Annotated in this window: 14 protein-coding genes; 8 read left to right on the top strand and 6 right to left on the bottom strand. The window is 65.2% G+C overall.

Annotated elements, in window-relative coordinates; genetic code table 11:
- The first annotated feature begins 136 nt into the window (after positions 1-136).
- From H7A19_06420 to H7A19_06400, 5 genes are all read left to right on the top strand, one after another.
- Positions 137-643, top strand: a complete 507-nt coding sequence (locus H7A19_06420) for a hypothetical protein (GenBank protein ID MCP5474460.1) — start codon at positions 137-139, stop codon at positions 641-643.
- Positions 630-1,217: a hypothetical protein gene (locus tag H7A19_06415; protein ID MCP5474459.1), complete on the top strand. Its 588-nt coding sequence runs from the start codon at positions 630-632 to the stop codon at positions 1,215-1,217. The genes H7A19_06420 and H7A19_06415 overlap by 14 nt, the downstream gene beginning before the upstream one ends.
- Complete coding sequence (locus tag H7A19_06410; protein ID MCP5474458.1) at positions 1,214-1,678, top strand: hypothetical protein; 465 nt, start codon at positions 1,214-1,216, stop codon at positions 1,676-1,678. Before H7A19_06415 ends, H7A19_06410 begins: the two co-directional genes overlap by 4 nt.
- A complete protein-coding gene (locus H7A19_06405) occupies positions 1,675-4,779 on the top strand; it encodes a hypothetical protein (GenBank protein MCP5474457.1) in 3,105 nt (1,034 codons plus the stop codon). The genes H7A19_06410 and H7A19_06405 overlap by 4 nt, the downstream gene beginning before the upstream one ends.
- Positions 4,780-4,849: 70 nt before the next feature.
- The gene (locus tag H7A19_06400) at positions 4,850-5,977 is read left to right on the top strand and encodes a zinc ribbon domain-containing protein (GenBank protein MCP5474456.1); all 1,128 of its coding nucleotides are present in this window, start codon (positions 4,850-4,852) and stop codon (positions 5,975-5,977) included.
- A gap of 257 nt (positions 5,978-6,234) precedes the next feature.
- Here the strand turns inward: H7A19_06400 and H7A19_06395 are convergent, their stop codons facing one another.
- Together H7A19_06395 and H7A19_06390 are read right to left on the bottom strand one after the other, a co-directional pair.
- Positions 6,235-6,831, bottom strand: coding sequence for a hypothetical protein (locus tag H7A19_06395; GenBank protein ID MCP5474455.1), 597 nt, complete (start codon positions 6,829-6,831; stop codon positions 6,235-6,237).
- Positions 6,831-7,388 (bottom strand): hypothetical protein, encoded by a 558-nt coding sequence (locus tag H7A19_06390; protein ID MCP5474454.1) that lies wholly within the window; start codon positions 7,386-7,388, stop codon positions 6,831-6,833. The genes H7A19_06395 and H7A19_06390 overlap by 1 nt, the downstream gene beginning before the upstream one ends.
- Positions 7,389-7,657: 269 nt before the next feature.
- On the opposite strand from H7A19_06390, the gene H7A19_06385 reads away from it, so the two are divergent.
- From H7A19_06385 to H7A19_06375, 3 genes are all read left to right on the top strand, one after another.
- Positions 7,658-8,134, top strand: a complete 477-nt coding sequence (locus tag H7A19_06385) for a hypothetical protein (GenBank protein MCP5474453.1) — start codon at positions 7,658-7,660, stop codon at positions 8,132-8,134.
- A 13-nt stretch (positions 8,135-8,147) separates the two neighbouring features.
- Positions 8,148-9,158, top strand: a complete 1,011-nt coding sequence (locus tag H7A19_06380) for an aldo/keto reductase (GenBank protein ID MCP5474452.1) — start codon at positions 8,148-8,150, stop codon at positions 9,156-9,158.
- A gap of 550 nt (positions 9,159-9,708) precedes the next feature.
- Complete coding sequence (locus tag H7A19_06375) at positions 9,709-10,203, top strand: hypothetical protein (GenBank protein ID MCP5474451.1); 495 nt, start codon at positions 9,709-9,711, stop codon at positions 10,201-10,203.
- Positions 10,204-10,848: 645 nt separating this feature from the next.
- Here the strand turns inward: H7A19_06375 and H7A19_06370 are convergent.
- The 4 genes from H7A19_06370 to H7A19_06355 all read right to left on the bottom strand — a co-directional run bounded on the left by H7A19_06370 (position 10,849) and on the right by H7A19_06355 (position 16,517).
- A complete protein-coding gene (locus H7A19_06370) occupies positions 10,849-12,246 on the bottom strand; it encodes an insulinase family protein (GenBank protein MCP5474450.1) in 1,398 nt (465 codons plus the stop codon).
- Between the two features lie 10 nt (positions 12,247-12,256).
- On the bottom strand, positions 12,257-13,642 hold the full coding sequence (locus H7A19_06365; GenBank protein MCP5474449.1) for an insulinase family protein: 1,386 nt from the start codon (positions 13,640-13,642) through the stop codon (positions 12,257-12,259).
- A 94-nt stretch (positions 13,643-13,736) separates the two neighbouring features.
- Positions 13,737-15,431, bottom strand: coding sequence for a hypothetical protein (locus H7A19_06360; GenBank protein MCP5474448.1), 1,695 nt, complete (start codon positions 15,429-15,431; stop codon positions 13,737-13,739).
- Between the two features lie 150 nt (positions 15,432-15,581).
- Positions 15,582-16,517 carry an SDR family NAD(P)-dependent oxidoreductase gene (locus H7A19_06355; protein MCP5474447.1) on the bottom strand — a complete coding sequence of 312 codons (936 nt, stop codon included), beginning with the start codon at positions 16,515-16,517 and terminating at the stop codon, positions 15,582-15,584.
- Between the last annotated feature and the right edge of the window lie 497 nt (positions 16,518-17,014).

The raw sequence follows: 17,014 nt of genomic DNA, 5'->3' as shown, positions 1-17,014 counted from the left end.
GCAGAACCGTTTTTGTGAATCCTGCGGTGCTCCATGGGTGCCGGGAGCCAGATTCTGCGAGCGCTGCGGTGTGCCCATGGCAGAGCCCGCTCCAGCCAGGCCCCCGATTGCGCCTCTGCCGCCGGAGCCGGAGCCGTTGCCCGCGGCCCACCCGGCGCCGGCATCAACGGCCACCCCCAGTTCCCATGCCAGCAGGCTGGGCGTGCTGGCGCTGGTCATTGCGGTAGCTGCGGCGGGCTTGGCGCTGTGGCCACGGGCCTCTGAGGTACCGCCGGTGCCAATGTCGGCGAATGCCCCGACGCAACCCGATTCTGCCGTTGCTCAGCCTGCGGTGCAGCCCTCACGCGCACCGGTGACACGCCAGACCATCGAGGCGCTCAAGTCCGCCGTTCAGGCCGCCCACCGCGCCGAAGTCGCTTCAATCCTGGCCGGCGGCGAGTCCTCCCTGGAGCAGCGCAGCGCATTCAACGATGCCCTGGCTCAGCTCGGTCAGGGGCTCTATCGCCACCACGTCGATGATGGCAATGGTGATCTGCAGACGGCGCAGAGCGAGATGCGCGACTTTCTGCAAAGCCTGGATGACAGCGGCCTGGGCTTGTCGGAGCCGGTGATCGATCTGGGAGTGGCCAGTGTCGCGCCCTGAAGCCTTGACTGCGCCAGCCTCTGCGCCCGGCGCCCGGCCGGGCTCGGTCTGGCTGTCGGCACTGTTTGATCCAGCGGGTTTGATCGCGCGCCATCTGGACGGTTTCGGTGTGCTCCCGGCCTTGGCGGTCTCCGGGCTGGCTTTCGGCACGATTTCGCTGCAGGCGGCACTGGATCTGGCGCGCACCAGCAGCTGGGACAGTTCGGCGCTGGCGTTGCTGGTAATGCGGGGCACTCTGCTGGGCACCGCAGGGGTGGCGCTGGTGGCAGTGGCGGCATGGCTGCTGTCGCGCCCGTTTACTGGCAGCCACGGTCTGGGCTGGACCGTGCGTGCCTTTGGCGGTGCCTATGGCAATGCCCTGATCTACGGCTTGTTCGGCCTGGCGCTGAACCTGTTTCTGGGGTGGAACACGGCTGTTTCCTGTGGCGTGACCGGACTGTTGTGGGCGCTGGGGCCGCTGTTCGTCGCTGTGCGCGAATTGGCTGGCGGCCGCGGTGGTGTTGCGGCGCTGCTCTCGGGCATCAGTGGTGCCTTGCTGCTGATCGGCTGGGTGCAGTTTGGAGTCGGTCCATGAGCGCCGGTTCGCGCCTGATCCGGGTGGCCAGTCTGGCAACGCTGGGTGCGCTGACCGGCCGTCACCTGGACACCAGCGAGGCGGTATTCGCGGCAGCTGGCGCGGCGCTGATTCTGGGCGAGTTTGCCATTCTTCTGCTGCGCGCGCTGCTACATGCGGGCAATGGCTCGGTGCGCGCCGAACACGGAACCCAGGTCGTTCGTGCTGCGGTCGATGAGGGTTTGCTGATGCTGCTGCCCTTCGCTGCCCTGGCCCTGTTGGCGGAGTTGGGTTTCGGTTGGGAATCGGTGCAGGCATTCGCTACAGCCGGCTTGCTGACGGCCGCTTCGCTGGCCGGCAGTACGCTCGCGGCCAAGGGCGGCTCAGCCATCTACAACGCGGTGGTGCCGGTGGCGGTGATGGTGCCGACCGCGGCTGCCTGGGCGATGCTGGCGACGCTGGCAGCCGGAGCAGCGCCGTGAGCACCGCGGGACGCTGGCGCTGGATGCTGTTGCTGCTGAGCCTGGCTCTGTTGCCAACGCGCAGCCTTGGGCAAGATGAGGATGGCCGTCAGAGCGACGAATACCACGCGCTGCGATATGTGTTGCAGCAATTCGAAGTGCGCAAGGTCTCGCGTGGCCATCTGGGTGAATTGCCGGCGCTGTACGTCAGTGGCGGACCGTTGATCTACGATCGCGGCGGCATCGTCCTGCAGGGCATGGAATCGCAGAAGGACAAGGGCAGCGACAGCATCCAGATTTCCGTCTACGGCCCCGGCGCCGATGGCTGGGAAAACCAGCGCTTCTTCGCGGCGATCCAGCGCATGACGCAGCAGACCCAGGCGCCCTGGGGCGGCACTCTCCATGCCGGGTACACCGCTTTTGTGCCGGAGCCGGAGACGCGCGGTCCGTTCAGTGAGGGCGGCAATCCGGCCAACATGATCTGGTACTGGTCCTATCCCAGTCATCTGATCGAGCTCAAGCATTACTGGGGTGAGGCGACCAGTGAGGACGTGGCCCGGCGCCGGGTGACGCAGTTGGCCGAGGCCCTACATCGCGGCTTTCTGGAGGATGGTCTTGCCGGGGGCACAGCGCCGGTGGCCGACAATTTCCGTGCCGTCATCCGCGTCCCGCCACTGAAACCTGGCGATGTGCTGTCACCTTCGGTCGATGTGCTCGACAGTCGTGGTCGCCCGGCCCAGGACATTCGCGGCGTAGCCTGGCTGATCAATGGCAAGTTCGCCAATTCCGTGGTCTGGGATGGCCAGCGCATCTCCATCGAGGTTCAGGTCAGTGTGGCTGGCAAGGCGATCACCGAGCAGATCGTCATTCCTGCCTTTGATCCTTCCCGGCCGATGGTGCCGGCAGCGCCGGTGCCCGGGCTGGGTCAGGTCGGCCCCTTGCCGGGACCGGCGAGTACCCGGCAAACCCTGGTGGGCGTGCTGGGCCCGCCCTTGATCGGATTGCTGGGAAAACTGTTGTCCGGCTTGGGTGGCGGCAAGCCGCCGCCGATGCCGCCGAGAACTTCGCCGCCGAAGCCGGCGAAGAAGCGCCGCCGCTCCCGCGCACAGGATGGCCCCGATTCCGACAGCGCGAAGGACGGAGCCGAAGCGGCCAAGGCGGAGGCCCCGGTCGACAGCATCAGCCGAACGCTGGCGCATCTGAACCAGGTGGCGCAGACCACCGGCAACCAGGAACTGGCGCAGGCGGTTGCTCAGGCGCAACAGAACGTGATTGGCCCGGATGGAAAGCCCAATCCAGAGGCCTGGAAAGAAGCACAGAAAGACATACGCAACGCCCTTGAGAAGCTCGACAAGGACATTCCGAAGCCCAACTCGGCCACCTGGGACGCCGGCGGCGCCTTGCTGGGCGCTGGTGGCGAGTTCCTGGTGGGCGTGGGCAAGGGCGCCGTGGGACTGGTCAAAGGCATCGGCAGTTTCTTCGGCAACGCCTGGGATGGCATCAAGGCCATCGGTGAGGCCATTCTCAATCCTCGGACCTTCGAACTGGGATTGCGCGAATCCTTGAAGGAATGGGGCGCGAAGAATCTGCAGGCGGAGAACAAGGCCATTCGCGAAGGGCTGCGGGATGGTCGCTATGGGGACGCGCTGCTGGGTGTAGGCCAGGCCATGCTCAAGACCGCGTGGAATCCGGTCGAGAAGCTCTGGCATTTCGTCAAGACTGAAATCCTGCCCTGGGACGAACTCAACTCCTTCCGCGATCCGCATGCCTCGCTGGAAGAAAAGCTCTGGGCAGTGCCGGCAGCCGCGATCAAGATCGCCGGTATTCTGGTCGGCCTGGAACGTCCCACCACCAAGCCCTCGACCCGATGGGGCACGGCGCTGCACGATGCCGTCGATCGCCAAGCGGCACGTACACTGGCGAATGCATCGGCCGAGACCGCGCGAACCGTGGCCCAGATCGAAAAGCGCATCAGCGATCTGGAGCGCGCGGCTCAGGCAAAGCCCGGCAACGCGACCGTGCAGCAACTGCTGGACCGCAGTCGCAAGGCGCTGAGCCATGCCCAGGAGTTACAGGCCAGTACCCGGCTGGCGCATGAGGCCGAGTTGCTGGCGCGCAAGGCCATGCGTGGTCAGCCCGCCTTCCAGAATTTCCAGCAGGCGCAGAAGCTGCTGAAGGACAATCCGGAGCTGGCCGCGGTCATCGACGACGCCATTCGTGCCAACAACGGCGGCACGGCACTCTATGAGCTGCGTGCCCGCGGATTGATCAGCCAGGACTCACATGCCTTGATGACCGCACGCAAGCTGCAACTGCAGGATCAGGCCGTGAATCAGGCCAGCCGCCGGGTAATCGAGCAGGAAGCCCGGGCGCTGCAGGCGGCAGGGCAGCCGGTCCCGCGGCGCTTTGACACCTTCAATGCCACCCAGGGCAGTCGCTCACGTCTTTCGGGCTCCAATATTCAGGCGGATCTGGACCAGACCGTGCTGGGTCTGAAGCACGTCAGTCGCGAGGAGGCCGAGCGCATCCTGCAGCAGGAATGCAGCAATCTGGGCATGACCCAGGAGCAGTTGGACATCAACATCTACCGGCCGAGTCAGGGCCTGATGGATGCACGGGGCGCCGCGCCCAATGCCCAGATCACGCTGGAGAACATCGGCCAGAGCACCGGCACAGCCGGGCACCATCCGGTCTACGTGGGCAAGGATGGCTCCATCCGCGTCGGCGACCACGTCGCCACCGCGCAGGGCCGCGAGGGTGTGCTGGCTGGCCGCCGCAACCTGCAGCCGCCGCCGGGCATGACCCAGGAACAGTGGTTGAACGAGGGCGTCTGGGAAGGCCACCAGGGTGGCGCCGTGCAGATACCGGTTGAGCAGTGGCCGCAGGTGCGCGCAACCCAGGTCGAAGGCATTACCCACGCCTTCGAACGTGGTGATTTGAACCAGATGGTCAAGTACGCCAATCGCGGACGGGCAGTCGGGCTGGGCATGGACGAAGCCACGTCTCGCATCGTGCGCGCGGTCGCCGGACAGAAGGATCCGGCCATCGCCGCGCGCATGCTGCGCGAGGCCGGCATCCACTCGCCCGCCGATCTGATGCAGCGGCTGGGTTTGCAGCACTGATGACTGGGGGACAGCGATGAGCGTGAGCACGAGGGAGGAGATCGGGCACAGGGTCCTTTCGCGGCGGGCCTTGAAGGCACTAGCCGAGCTCGGCGAGCTGAACGGTGGTCCCTTGTCGCCCTTGGTGCGGGTGTCGGCGCCGGCCGGGTCCGCCGACCGCGACGGATTGATCGCCGCACTCGAACGCATGGATGGCGCCTGGGAGTCCTTGATGCCGGCGCTGCTGGATCCGGGACTCAGCCTGGGTGTGATCGTCGTCGATCGCGACGACCAGCGGCTGGGACAATATCTGTGGATCGACCCGGCGGGGCTCGGACCCGGATTCCAGGTGTCGATCGCACCGGAGGAAATCGTGCTCCAGGGACCGCTGAGCCTGGAAGATGTGGAACTTTCGCTGCTGGATGCGCTGGCCCTGGGCGGCGTCGCCGAGATTCCGCCGGAACGCTACACGCTGAGCGCGGATCAGTTCTGGGTGCTGCTGGCGATCATCGATGCGCTGGGCACCGCTGCAGCCCTGCGTCAGGCGGCGCGCGTCAGCGGACCGCCGCCGGGGCTGACGATCGCCGATGTTCTCGACAGCTGGAAAGCGGGGCTGACGCAGTCCAACCCGGGCTGGGCGGTCTCGCTGCTCCGGCTGCTGTCGCCCGAACAGGTGCCAGCCGACTTCCACGCCTCTCTGGACCGGGTGCTGTCCGAGCTTGAAGCGGCAGGTCTGCTCAGCCGCCTCGCTGGCAACACCGGCGCCGCCGGCGATCAGATGATCCTGTTGCGCGAGGGTCTGCAACTGCTCTGCCGCGGACTGTCTGCCGGTGGCATCGGATTTGGCTTCGTCCGCTCCGAACTGGTGGCATCGAATCAGGTCGAAGTCACGACGGTCGCCGGCTGGCGCACAGCCGGTGGTTTCGTCCTCGCCGACGTCAGTGCGCTGGCCGAGAATCGCGTGTCCCTGTTGCTGATCGGACCGGCCTATCTGGCGCAGCTGATCGGCGATCTGCTGGGCACTCGCGCAGCAGCGCAGGCCGACATGCCCAGAGATGTCGAGCTTGGCACTGCCGACTTGATCGAGCGTCTGCGTGGCGCAAGACCGGCGGGGACACGACGCAAGAAATCGACCAAGGCAGGCGGCTGCCCGGCCTGCGGCGCTCCCACACGCCCAGGTGCCCGCTTCTGTGGCCAGTGCGGCAAGCCGCTGAGCTAGCCCGGCACTACAAGAGCCTCGTACAAGGCGGCACTCGTGGAGCGGAGCTTGCTCCGCTGCAGTTGTTGTTCGGTATTTCCTGCCGAGCAATCCCGGCACTACAAGAGCCTCGCATACCGCGGCTCTTGTAGAAGAGCAGAGCCTGCCCCGCTGCTGTTGCTGGCGTCGTGCGCTTGGGCTGGCTTGCAAAAAATCGCCGGCGCTGGCCGCCCGCGAACAGCAGGATAGCCAGATTTCGGTGCCATCATCCGCCGGCGTCAGTACGACAGCCGGTCAAACTCGCGGATGTTTTCCAGCAGTCGGTACACGTTGTGCTCGACCTCCGGGCGTGACTGCGCGGTGGACAGCTTGCGCATGCTGTTGACGATGGCGATCCACCAGCGCATGTGACTGGCGCTGAGCTGGGCCGCAACTGGAACCAGATCGCGCGCCAGCGCCAGTGTTTCCATGCTTTCCTGCTTCAGCGCCAGCATGTTCGGCAGATCGATCTGCACCAGTTGCATCTCGCGCATGAAGCGGGGAACGATGCCGACATCGCGTTCCAGCTGGCCCGGGGCGGTGGGTTCGGCATTCGGCGGCAGGAAAGCGATGTCCAGATTCGACAAGATGCCGCGCAGCGAGCCGCGCAGGCTCTGCCACAATTCCTTTCGCCGCGCCCGCTCGCGTGAATTCTGGATCAGGGTCAGCAGCCCGACCAGGAAGAAGCCTTCGATGCAGAAGCCGATCAGCTCAGGCAGCAGGTTGTCGTGAAACGGACCCTCCTGTCCGGGCGTGAAGAACAGAATCAGCAGGCAGATGCCGCCGATGCCAAAGATGGCCATCGGTGCAATCAGCATGGCACGACCGGAACGCATCAGCCGTCGGTGCTCCGATCGGCAGCCAGCGCCTCGATGACCCGGGCAATCTTGCGCGCTTCCTGCTGGGTCAGGTCCAACGGGAGATTCTGCACAAACACGCTGCTTCCCTCGCGCAGCGGAATCGACACGATACCCGGCGCCCACTCGCTGGTGGCCAGCGTGGTGTTCTCGAGCGCTCGCACCTCCTGCAGATGCTCTTGCGTCGTGCCGTCACCGCGGGCACTGCGCTTGACACGGTCTCCGCCCACCGACGAATAGGTCTTGGGGTCCTGCACCCAGGCCAGGTAGTCGACCAGCGTGGCTTTCAGGCGCTTGTTGTAGAGATCCAGTACCTCGGGTCGCACGCTGCTGTCGCCGATCTTGTGCAAACGCCCGCAGAGCTCGTCGACGTCGATCAGCCGCAGATCATTGCGCTCGACCACCGTCAGTTCGTCCTGCACCTGCTCCAGGGCTTGCCCGCGGCTCTTGGCGACCGCCGGATTCAGCAGCCCGGCCACCGGCGCCTGGCGCAGGAACTCGTGCAGGCGATCGAGCGTGTAGGGATTGTCCGACATCGTGGTTGTCCTGAGGGGTCAACTGGCCAGCAACGCGCGAGCCGTCATGGCCCGGCGATTATGGCCGGTTTGCTGCGCGAAGTGCCGGGCGGGCGCGACGTGGGCGTTGTGCGCCCTGGCGCTGCTGCTTGGGCATGAAGCTTCGAGAAGTCACCAACCTGTTCATCGCCAGCATGGCCCGATGCGCTGCGGCGACTGCATTCGCGCGATATCCTGCAAGGCCTGATTCCCGGAGTGCTGCCGTGAGCCCACACTGCCCGAACTGGGCCTTGCGCGAGGCCGAGGCCGGCGACCTGGCTTTGGTGCAGCGGCTCGGCTCTCAGATTGACGCCCTTACCCATTGGCCGGAGTCGAAGGCCTTGCGCAAGTGGGCCGGTCAGCAAGGCTGGCGGGCACCGTTCTTCTTTTTCCGATCGGCCTTCATGGCGCAGATGCTGGAATCAGAGGCGAAGTTTGATCGGGCCATTCGCCACAGCGGCATTCGCATCAAGCTACCCAAGGTCGAGCACACTTTCTCGGCGCGTGAACTCAAGAACCTGGATGACCTCTATGCCGAACGAGCGCACTGGAACCTGCTGGTGCAGGAACTCCGCGAGATCCGCCGTGCGGCGGAGGCAGGCGTGGTGATCACTCTCGGGTCCGAGAGCCCGATCAGGGATTGGCAGAGTTTCTACAACTGGGCGCACCGGCGCTATCCCATGCTGGAAGAGGGCGCTGATCATTGGATAGGCGACGACAACTCCTGACTGCAGGGCAACCATGACCACTGACTCGATCCATCAACCCCATCCCGACCGCTACCAGCAAATCGGCTATCGGCACGCTGGCCGCAGCGGCCTGCAGCTGCCGGCGATTTCGCTGGGCTTGTGGCACAACTTCGGGGCAAGCCAGAGTATCGCGACCGCCAGGGAGCTGCTCTGTCATGCCTTCGATCGGGGCATCACCCACTTCGACCTGGCCAACAACTACGGCCCGCCGCCAGGGTCTGCGGAAGAGACCTTGGCTCGCGTGCTGCATGGTGCGCTTCGTGGCTACCGGGACGAATTGATTCTCTCGACCAAGGCGGGATACCGCATGGGGCCTGGCCCCTATGGCGATGGCGGATCGCGCAAGTATCTGCTGAGCAGTCTGGACGCCAGCCTGCGGCGGATGCGCGTCGACTATGTCGATGTGTTCTACCACCATCGACCGACGCCAGATACGCCGCTGGAGGAGAGCATGGAGGCGCTGGCCCACGCCGTGCGCAGCGGAAAGGCCTTGTATGTGGGCCTGTCGAACTATCCGCCAGAGCTGACGGCGCGGGCCTGCGCGCTCCTGCGCGTAAGCGGCACGCCTTGCGTGCTGCACCAGCCGCGCTACAGCCTGCTGGAACGGCAGCCGGAACAGGGCCTGCTGCAGACGCTGGAGGCCGAAGGCGTCGGCTGCATCGCTTATTCACCCCTGGCCCAGGGTCAGCTCAGCAACAAGTATCTGGATGGCGCCATTCCCAGCGATTCGCGCGCGGCCATACCGGGCGGATTCCTGCCGCCCAAAGTGCTCACCGCGAAACGATTGGCGCATCTGAATGCGCTGAATCAGATTGCCGGGCAGCGTGGTCAGACGCTGGCGCAGATGGCGGTCAGTTGGCTGCTGCGCTGGCCGACGCTGACCTCGGTGCTGATCGGCGCCAGCCGGATCGGGCATATCGACGAGGCGGTGGCGGCGGCCGGGGCAGCGTCGTTCTCCGACGAGGAATTACGAGCCATTGATGCGCTGGACCATAAGGGCTGAGCGCGTTGCGCTGGGGTGAGAGTCCCGGTCGTCCCTGGCGCTGTGCTTGTTCGCGCATCAAACGGCGGGGCAGGGGGCGGGGGGGCAGGGGACCCACTTTGCGGCACGGTCTGATCACGCGTCGAGGTTGGACCACTGCCCCTTGCCCCTTCTTCTTGGTTCAGTAGAGCAATGGGTCATGACATGGTTGGTAAGCGATGTCTTGAAAGTGAAGCGTCGCGGCTGAAGCCGCTCCCACAGCGAGGGGCATCCTGTCCCTTGGCCCAGTCACGCTCCGGATCTTGTCCGCCGTAATCCCACGCCCCTTTCGCCGCGAGCCCCGAGTCTTGATCCGAATCCCTCTCGCGACGCTGCTGAGCGGCTTCAGCCGCGATCAGGGATCCTGGAGTTGGTCGGCGGATCGATCGCGGACGGAGTCCGCTCCCACAGGTACACGGCCCGTGCGCACTGTCGGGCCGAAACAGCTGCCTCGCGAGGCTTCGGTCTGCGATATGTTTAGGCCTTGCCGAGATCCGGAACAGGGTCTGGCTTTCATCGATCGGAAAGGCTTATGCAAACTTCAATACGCTTCAAGCGCCACTGGCTAGTCTGTCGCGCCCTGTTGCTGGCTGGCTTGTGCGGGCTGCCCTTGATGGCCAGCGCTGCCGAGCGCGGCGTCGGTCAGGCCTGTTTTGCCGATGCTCTGGTGGATCCGGTGGGTTCCAGCCTGTTTCCCATGCTGGCGCTGACCGACGAACTGGTGGGCATCGAGTTGCAGGATGGCGCCAGTCCGCAGTCGATCTATCTGTTGACCCGGCAGATGATGCTGATCGAGCGCATCCTGCGCCGTTCGCTGGGGCGCGGCACCGATTGCGGCGCCATCGTCGACAGCATCGGCAGCGAATTCGTCACCCTCAAGCGCAACTACGAGGCCTTTGCCCAAGGCAGCCCGGAACTCGGCATCGAAGCCGTGGCCTCAAGGCGCTCGCAGGCCTTGTTGCAGCAGATTCGGGCCCAGTTGGCCTTGGCGGATCAGGCGGTGTTGAAGCTGCTGCGCAAGCCTTGAGAACGGGGCACGGGACTCGGGACTCGGGACTCGGGACTCGGGAGAGCGTCATTGCGAGCCACCTGTGTCGGTCCGACACTGCCCACGGGCCATGAACCACAAGCTGCCTGTAGGAGCGACCTCGCGTCGCGACGGGCGAGACGCACGTCCGAAGCAGCGGTCGCGCCGCAAGGGCGCTCCTACGGGTGAACAAAGCAAATCAAAGACTTACGATGTGGATTCATGGAGAGCCACCTGTTTCGGCCTGACACTGCCCAGGGGCCATGAACCCTGGCAGGCACGAAGCGGCTTTGAGGAGGGCCTCGCGCCTGCGCGGCCGCTCTTGATCTCCGCTCAGCGCAAAGCGGCGCCGCAGCACGGCGCCCTCCACCACAGCGACCCGATACGCCCGGCGCCCGGCGCTGGAATGCGGATCATGGAGAGCGTGGCGAAGCAATCCAGCGACTTGCGACCGCGTATCTGGATTGCTTCCCCCGGATCAAGTCCGGGGTCGCAATGACGCCGGTTCATGGCCTTTGTAGGTCCAGACAAGTCTGGACCAATCAACAGCCCGAGGCCCGCAGCCTTTCCCGTGCCCCGTGCCCCCACAACCCACAACCCACAACCCACAACCCACAACCCACAACCCACAACCCACAGCCGCCTCTACTGCTCCTCGAATTTCCCGAATTCCTTGAGCTCGGCCACCACCGACTTGTCGCCGACGACAATGATCGATTGGGCCTTGGGGTCGAAGTACTTCTTGCCCATGGCCTGCACCTGTTTGGCGTCGACGGCGCGGATCTTCGGCACATACTCGCCGAGGAATTCCGGCGGCAGGCCGACCAGCCAGTTGCTGGCGAGTGTGGACGCCACCGAGGCCTGTAGCTGGTTGCTGATCAGATAGCCACCGGCAACGTAGCGCTGGTTCATCTGCAGTTCGTCGGCGCTCACCGCCTCGTTGCCGATGCGCTGGTATTCGTGCAGGAACTCTCCAATCGCAGCGCCGGTGACTTCATTGCGCACATCGGCCGAGGCGATCATGCCGCCGCCCGAGAGCCCGGCGCGATAACCGACGCCAGCACCATAGGTATAGCCCTTGTCCTCGCGCAGATTCTGCATCAGCCGGCTGCTGAAACCGCCACCGAGGATAGTGCTGGTCAGGCGCAGCGGGACATAGTCGGGATGCGAAGCAGGAATCGACGGGCTGCCGATGCGCACGCTGGACTGCACGCTGCCACTGCGATCCAGATGCACGAAGGAGGGCTTGGCCTGGGTGCGGGCCATCGGAATGGCTGCAGCGGCCTTGCCCTCGACCTTCCAGTCGCCGAAAGCCTCGGTGGCGTATTTGAGTGCTGTCTCGGCATCGATGCGGCCGGTGATCACCAGCAAGGCCTGATCCGGACGCAGTCGCTGGGCGTGGGCCGCCTGCAACTGCTCGCGGGTGATGGCCTCGATGCTGGCCTCGGTCGGCTGGGTGCGGGCGTAGGGATGATCGCCATAGACCGCGGCCGAGATGGCGCGCTCGGCACGGAAACCGGGTTGCGCTTCGGCAGCTTTCAAGCCCTGCAGGGCATTGGCCTTGGCCAGGGTGACTTCGTTCTCGGGAAAGCTCGGCGTGCGTGCGACCTCGGCCAGCAGTGCCAGCATCGGCTCGGCCTGCGAGGCCAGCGCGTTGGCAGCCACGGTCAGGCCGTCATTGCTGGCATAGGCGCCCACCGAACCGCCATAGGACTGGGCGGTTTCGGCAATTTCCCGCGAGCTGCGTTTTTCGGTGCCCTCGTTGAGCATCGAGGCCAGTGTGGAGGCAAAACCGGGCATCGAGGCCTCGTCGGCGGCAAGACCCGCGCCCTTGAAGCTGAGCACGAAGTCGACCCGGGGAATGCCCTCGCGCGGCACCACCCAGACGCTCAGGCCGTTGTCCAGCGTGGTCTGGGAAATCTCCGGTACCGGCAACGGCTTGTCGGCGCCGTAGGGCGGCAGATCCTTGGGCAGCGCGGTGTTGGCCTGGGCCACGGGGCTCAGCAGCGCGCCGATCAGCAATGCAATCAATGTTCTGGTCATGGCGGGCTCCTCAGTTCTGGGTCGCGGATTCGGCGTCGAGCATCGCCGCCGGCTTGCGGTCTATGACCGTGCGATTGGCTGCGGTCAGGTACTTGGCGGCGACGCGCTTGAGATCATCGGAACTGACCGCTTCGATCCAGCCCGGCACCTGGTTGGCGACCCGGGCATCGCCCCACAGGGCCTGGAACTTGGCCAGATCGTCGGCGCGACTGAGGAAGCTCTCCATGCCATTGTTCCAGTCCGACAGCATGCTGGTCTTGACCCGCCGGAGTTCCTCGTCGGAGACACCGTCCTTGACCACCGCCGCGATCAGCTGATCCATTTCCTCGATCAGATCGTTCGAGCTGATGTTGGGCTTGTACAGCGCGAACAGGGTCAGCAGGGTAGGGCCGTCGTATTCGAAGGGTCCGGTGAGGCCGAACAGGAAGTCCAGGTTCAGGGCCATCTCCTTGCCCTTGACCAGGCCCTGATACATGCGCGAGGCATCGCCGCCTGCCAGCACTTCGGCCAGCACCGCAAACGGGGCCTGATCATCGCTGCCGCGGTCGGGGATCTTCCAGGCTACGGCCACGGCCGGCACCTGCGCCAGCGCATCGGACTGGGTGATGCGCTTCTCTTCGGTGTTGAGCGGTTCGGACACATCCGGGCGCGGCGGTGTCGGCCGCGCCTCGATGCCGCCAAAGTACTTCTCGACCAGGGCAAAAGCCTGCTCCGGGTTGACGTCGCCGGCCAGGCCGATCACGGCATTGTTGGGGCCGTAGTAGTCGCGGTGGAAAGCACGCACATCATCCAGGCTGGCGTTTTCCAGGTCGACGAAACTGCCGTAGCCGTCGTGATTGTTCTCCCATTTCTGGAAGGCCTGCTGGCTGATGTCGATCCACATGAAGCCGCCATAGGGCTGGTTCTTGACGTTGACCCGGATCTCTTCCTTGACCACGTCCTGCTGGTTCTTCAGGGTCTTGGCATTGAAGTCCAGCGTCTTCATGCGATCGGCTTCCAGCCACAGGATCGATTCCAGCGCCGAGACCGGGGCCACTTCGATGTAGTTGGTGTAATCGGGTCGGGTGGAGCCGTTGTTGCGGCCGCCGCCGCCGGTGATGACCTTGTCGAACACGCCTTCGCCGGCGTTGGGTGTGCCCTCGAACATCAGGTGCTCGAACAGATGGGCGAAGCCGCTGCGGTTCTTCGGCTCCAGCCGCATTCCCACCTTGTAGACCACGCTGACGCCGATGACTGGCGCGCTGTGGTCCTCGGAGACCACGACCGTCAGGCCGTTGTCCAGGGTCTTGACGGCAATCGGGATTTCCCAGTTGTCGCTGTCAGCTGCCAGCAGCGGCGTGGCAAGAGCAAGGCTGACCAACGCGGTCAGCAATGAGGGCAGGCGCAGGGTGGTCATGGGCAGTGATTCGAACCATGGCAGGGGCGAGGGCACGTAGGCTACCCGCGCCCCTGATTCGCTGCCATGGCCAGAAGTCAGGTGTGCCACCTGCTCAGTATTGGTCGAAGACCTCCCGCAGCAGGAAGGTGCCGACTTCGTTGTACTCGCCGAACTCGATGCCCAGGCCCAGGCCGACCGAAGCGGTCACGCCCAGCAAATGTTCCTGTCCCTGCTCGGGGCTGTAATAGCTGTACCAGATCGCGCCGCCGACACTGACGGCGCCGCTGACCGAGGCAGCGACGCCCTGCGAGTACCCCGTTTCAAAAGGTCCGTTCCAGATGCCAACCGTCAATGCCGAATCGATCCCGGCGGCGATGCCCTTGGAGATGCCGGCCGACTCGTAGGGTTTGACCTTGCGCTCGACCAGGTCGATGGCGATGCCGGCTTCGCCGTTGCCCCCGGCGATCAGCTGGAAATCGCCCGACCAGCCCACCGTGATCGAATGTTTGCCGGCTTCACGCGCGGTTCCTTCGAGCGCCCGGTAGGCCGGCATCTCGCGCAGCAGGGCATAGACGTCGCGCCAGCGTTTGGCCTTGATCAGCTGCTTGAGGTTGCCCTGCCGGTCCGCCTTGATGTCCTTGACCAGTGCCTGCGCGAGTTGCGTCATGTAGGTGCCGAAGACGCTGAAACCGGCTTGGTCGCCGCGGGCCGCGGCCTTGAGATCAAAGGGCGGCGCACAGACCTTGGCCGAAGACGCGCCGATCAGGTTCGCCAGCGGGTTGTTCTCCGGCGGCTGCTTGGCCACCCTCAGATTGCCGGCGCAGCGGTAGTCGGGCTTGCATTTCATGGCGTCAACGCCGGCCACCTGGATGCGCGTGGTATGCGCAGGACATCTCATGCAGCTGCCGCCGCCCAGTGCCACATGGAACTGGCCGCTGGGGCAACCCCAGGCTTGCTGGGTGTAGCGCGCGGGCTTCCAGGGGCCGGTCAACGAGCCGCGTTTGATGCAGGCCTTGGGATGATCCATCTTCCGGGTCGGCGAGCTTCGCCGATAGTCCTTCGGACAGGTCCAGCAGGAACTGCCTCGGATCGACGAGAAATAGGACTGCTTGCCGGGGCAACCGAGTTTCTCGGCCTTGCCCACATACTGGGCGGGTACGATCTCGCAGGGCTGCTCACCGATGCCGCCGCAGCCGCGCGGGCTGGGTGACGGCCGCGGATTCGGGCGCGGTTTGGGCGGCGGAGCTGGGGTGATTCCTGGCGGCGGATTCGGTGTCGGCCAGGGCGTTACCCCTGGTGGCGGTGCCGGCAGCGAGGCACCGAGTTCGCGCTGGTAGGCGTCCGGATCATCCAGCTGCACGGCGATCAGCTGATAGCGAACCGGTCCGAAGGCTCCGGCCACGCTGACATCCATGGCGCCGGGCTGCAATTGGGCGCTGAGGCGACCCAGCAGCGGCAGATCATCACCACCATAGCGGCCTTGATCCACACGCTGGATGTTCTGGATCACCACCATGTCGGGCTGCACTTCCAGCAGTCCCAGATGCGCCCAGGCATCGACCGCATACGCACGCCCGGCCTCGATGCGGATGCGCTTGCCGAGGGTGGAGATGGTCCAGATGCCGTCGATGGCGCTGGGTGCGCCGGGCGCCACTTGTGCCTTTTTCGGCAGCAGCGCCGGGGGCAGGCCGCTGGGCTGGAAAGCATCCTGGGTGTAGGCCTTGGACGTTGCCAGGACGAAAAGCAGGCTCGTCGTGAAAATGCTCAGGCAGCGAAGCCAGCTGAGAGGGTGGGCAGCGAGGGTCATCGTTGCTGGCACTCCGTTTTCAGGGAGCCAGTACCTTAACGTCTCAGTTTTGAATTGCCGACAACGGCGGGGCAGCGGCCGCGGCCCTTCATGACGATTTCCCCGTTCGCCGGCGCTCGCCCCGCGTTCCATGCGCACAGCCGCACTGCCTCATGCAGCCTGCGCGTGTGCTCTCAGGAATTCGACCAGATCATCGGCGCTGGCGGCGGGTTTGCGGGTAAACCCAAAAACGTGTTCATCGTCCAGCACCCGGTCCAGCCAGATCCCTTCCGCCGCCGGTGCCGGGCGCGTGCTGCCAAGCCAGAGCGCGGTGTCGGCGGCCTGCGCTGCCGTGCGCAGCCTGCGCTGCAGCGTCGCCCGGAACCAGGGCAGCGAGGTCTGTACGCCTTCGGTATCGACCCAGCCGGGATGCATCACATGCACCTTCGGGCGGCCCTGCCAGCGTTGATTCCAGTAGTGGGTCAGCACCACCTGGGCGCGCTTGTGCTGGGCATAGGCGGCCATGCCGTCATAGTCGGCCGCATCCCGGGTCAGTGCCTTGAGGTCCAGCGCGGCGCCGTACATGCCGCCTGAACTCATGTTGATCACCACGCCCCCGGACTCGATCGCGTCCGCTTCCACCAGCGTTTCGGTCAGCAGATAGTGACTGAGCAGATTGCTGACCAAGGACGATTCCAGGCCCTCCTCGGTGCGCTGATATTGGTTCAACAGCACCCCGACATTGTTGACCAGCACCGAGACCGGCGATGTCCGGGCGATCAGCTTGGCAGCGAAGCGGCGGGTGTCGGCCAACAACGAGAAATCGACCGGCAGGACCTCGAAACGTGTCGAGTTTCCGGCCTCCGCCCGCAGTGCATCGAGCTTTTCACGGTTGCGGGCAGCCGCCAGCACCGTCGCTCCGCGCTCATGCGCCTGCAGCGCAATCGCCCGGCCAATACCGCCGCTGGCGCCGGTGATCAGCCAGGTCTGGCCGCTCAGGTCCTGGTTGTAGGGCGTCCAGTCCGCGCGCCGCCGCTGGAGCCCGGCGACGCTGAACTGACCATAGAAGCGGGCGTAGAAAAACAGACTGGCGAGGGCTCTGAGCATGGGGCCAGCATACGCAGACGCCGCGAAAGCGATGTCTGCATCAGGATTCGTCAGCGGCCTCGAACTGAAGCTGCCCCCTGGACCATGAACCCCCGGGGTCATTGCGAGCCACCTGTTTCGGCCTGAAACTGCCCACGGGCCATGAACCCGCCGTCGTAGGTCATGTTGTCCGCGTCAGCGGACTACGTGACATCGAGTTGCGTCACGTAGCTCGCTACGCGAGCAACGTGACCTACAACAGCAAATCAACAACTTACGATATGGGTTCATGGAGAGGAGCGCAGCGACGAGGCAATCCAGGATAGCGCTGCACACTCCTGGATTGCTTCGCTACGCTCTCCATGAACCGCATTCCCGCGCCGGGCGCCGGGGGTATCGGGTCGCTGTGGTGGAGGGAGCCGAACTGCGGCGCCGCTTTGCGCTGAGCGGAGATCAAGAGCGGCCGCGCAGGCGCGCGGCCGTCCTCAAGGCCACTTCGTGCCTGCCAGGGTTCATGG

It is taken from the genome of Rhodanobacteraceae bacterium, from assembly GCA_024234055.1.
GTDB lineage: Bacteria > Pseudomonadota > Gammaproteobacteria > Xanthomonadales > SZUA-5 > JADKFD01.
Note: the sequence above shows the minus strand (reverse complement) of the source record. Positions and strands in the feature narration are given on the sequence as shown.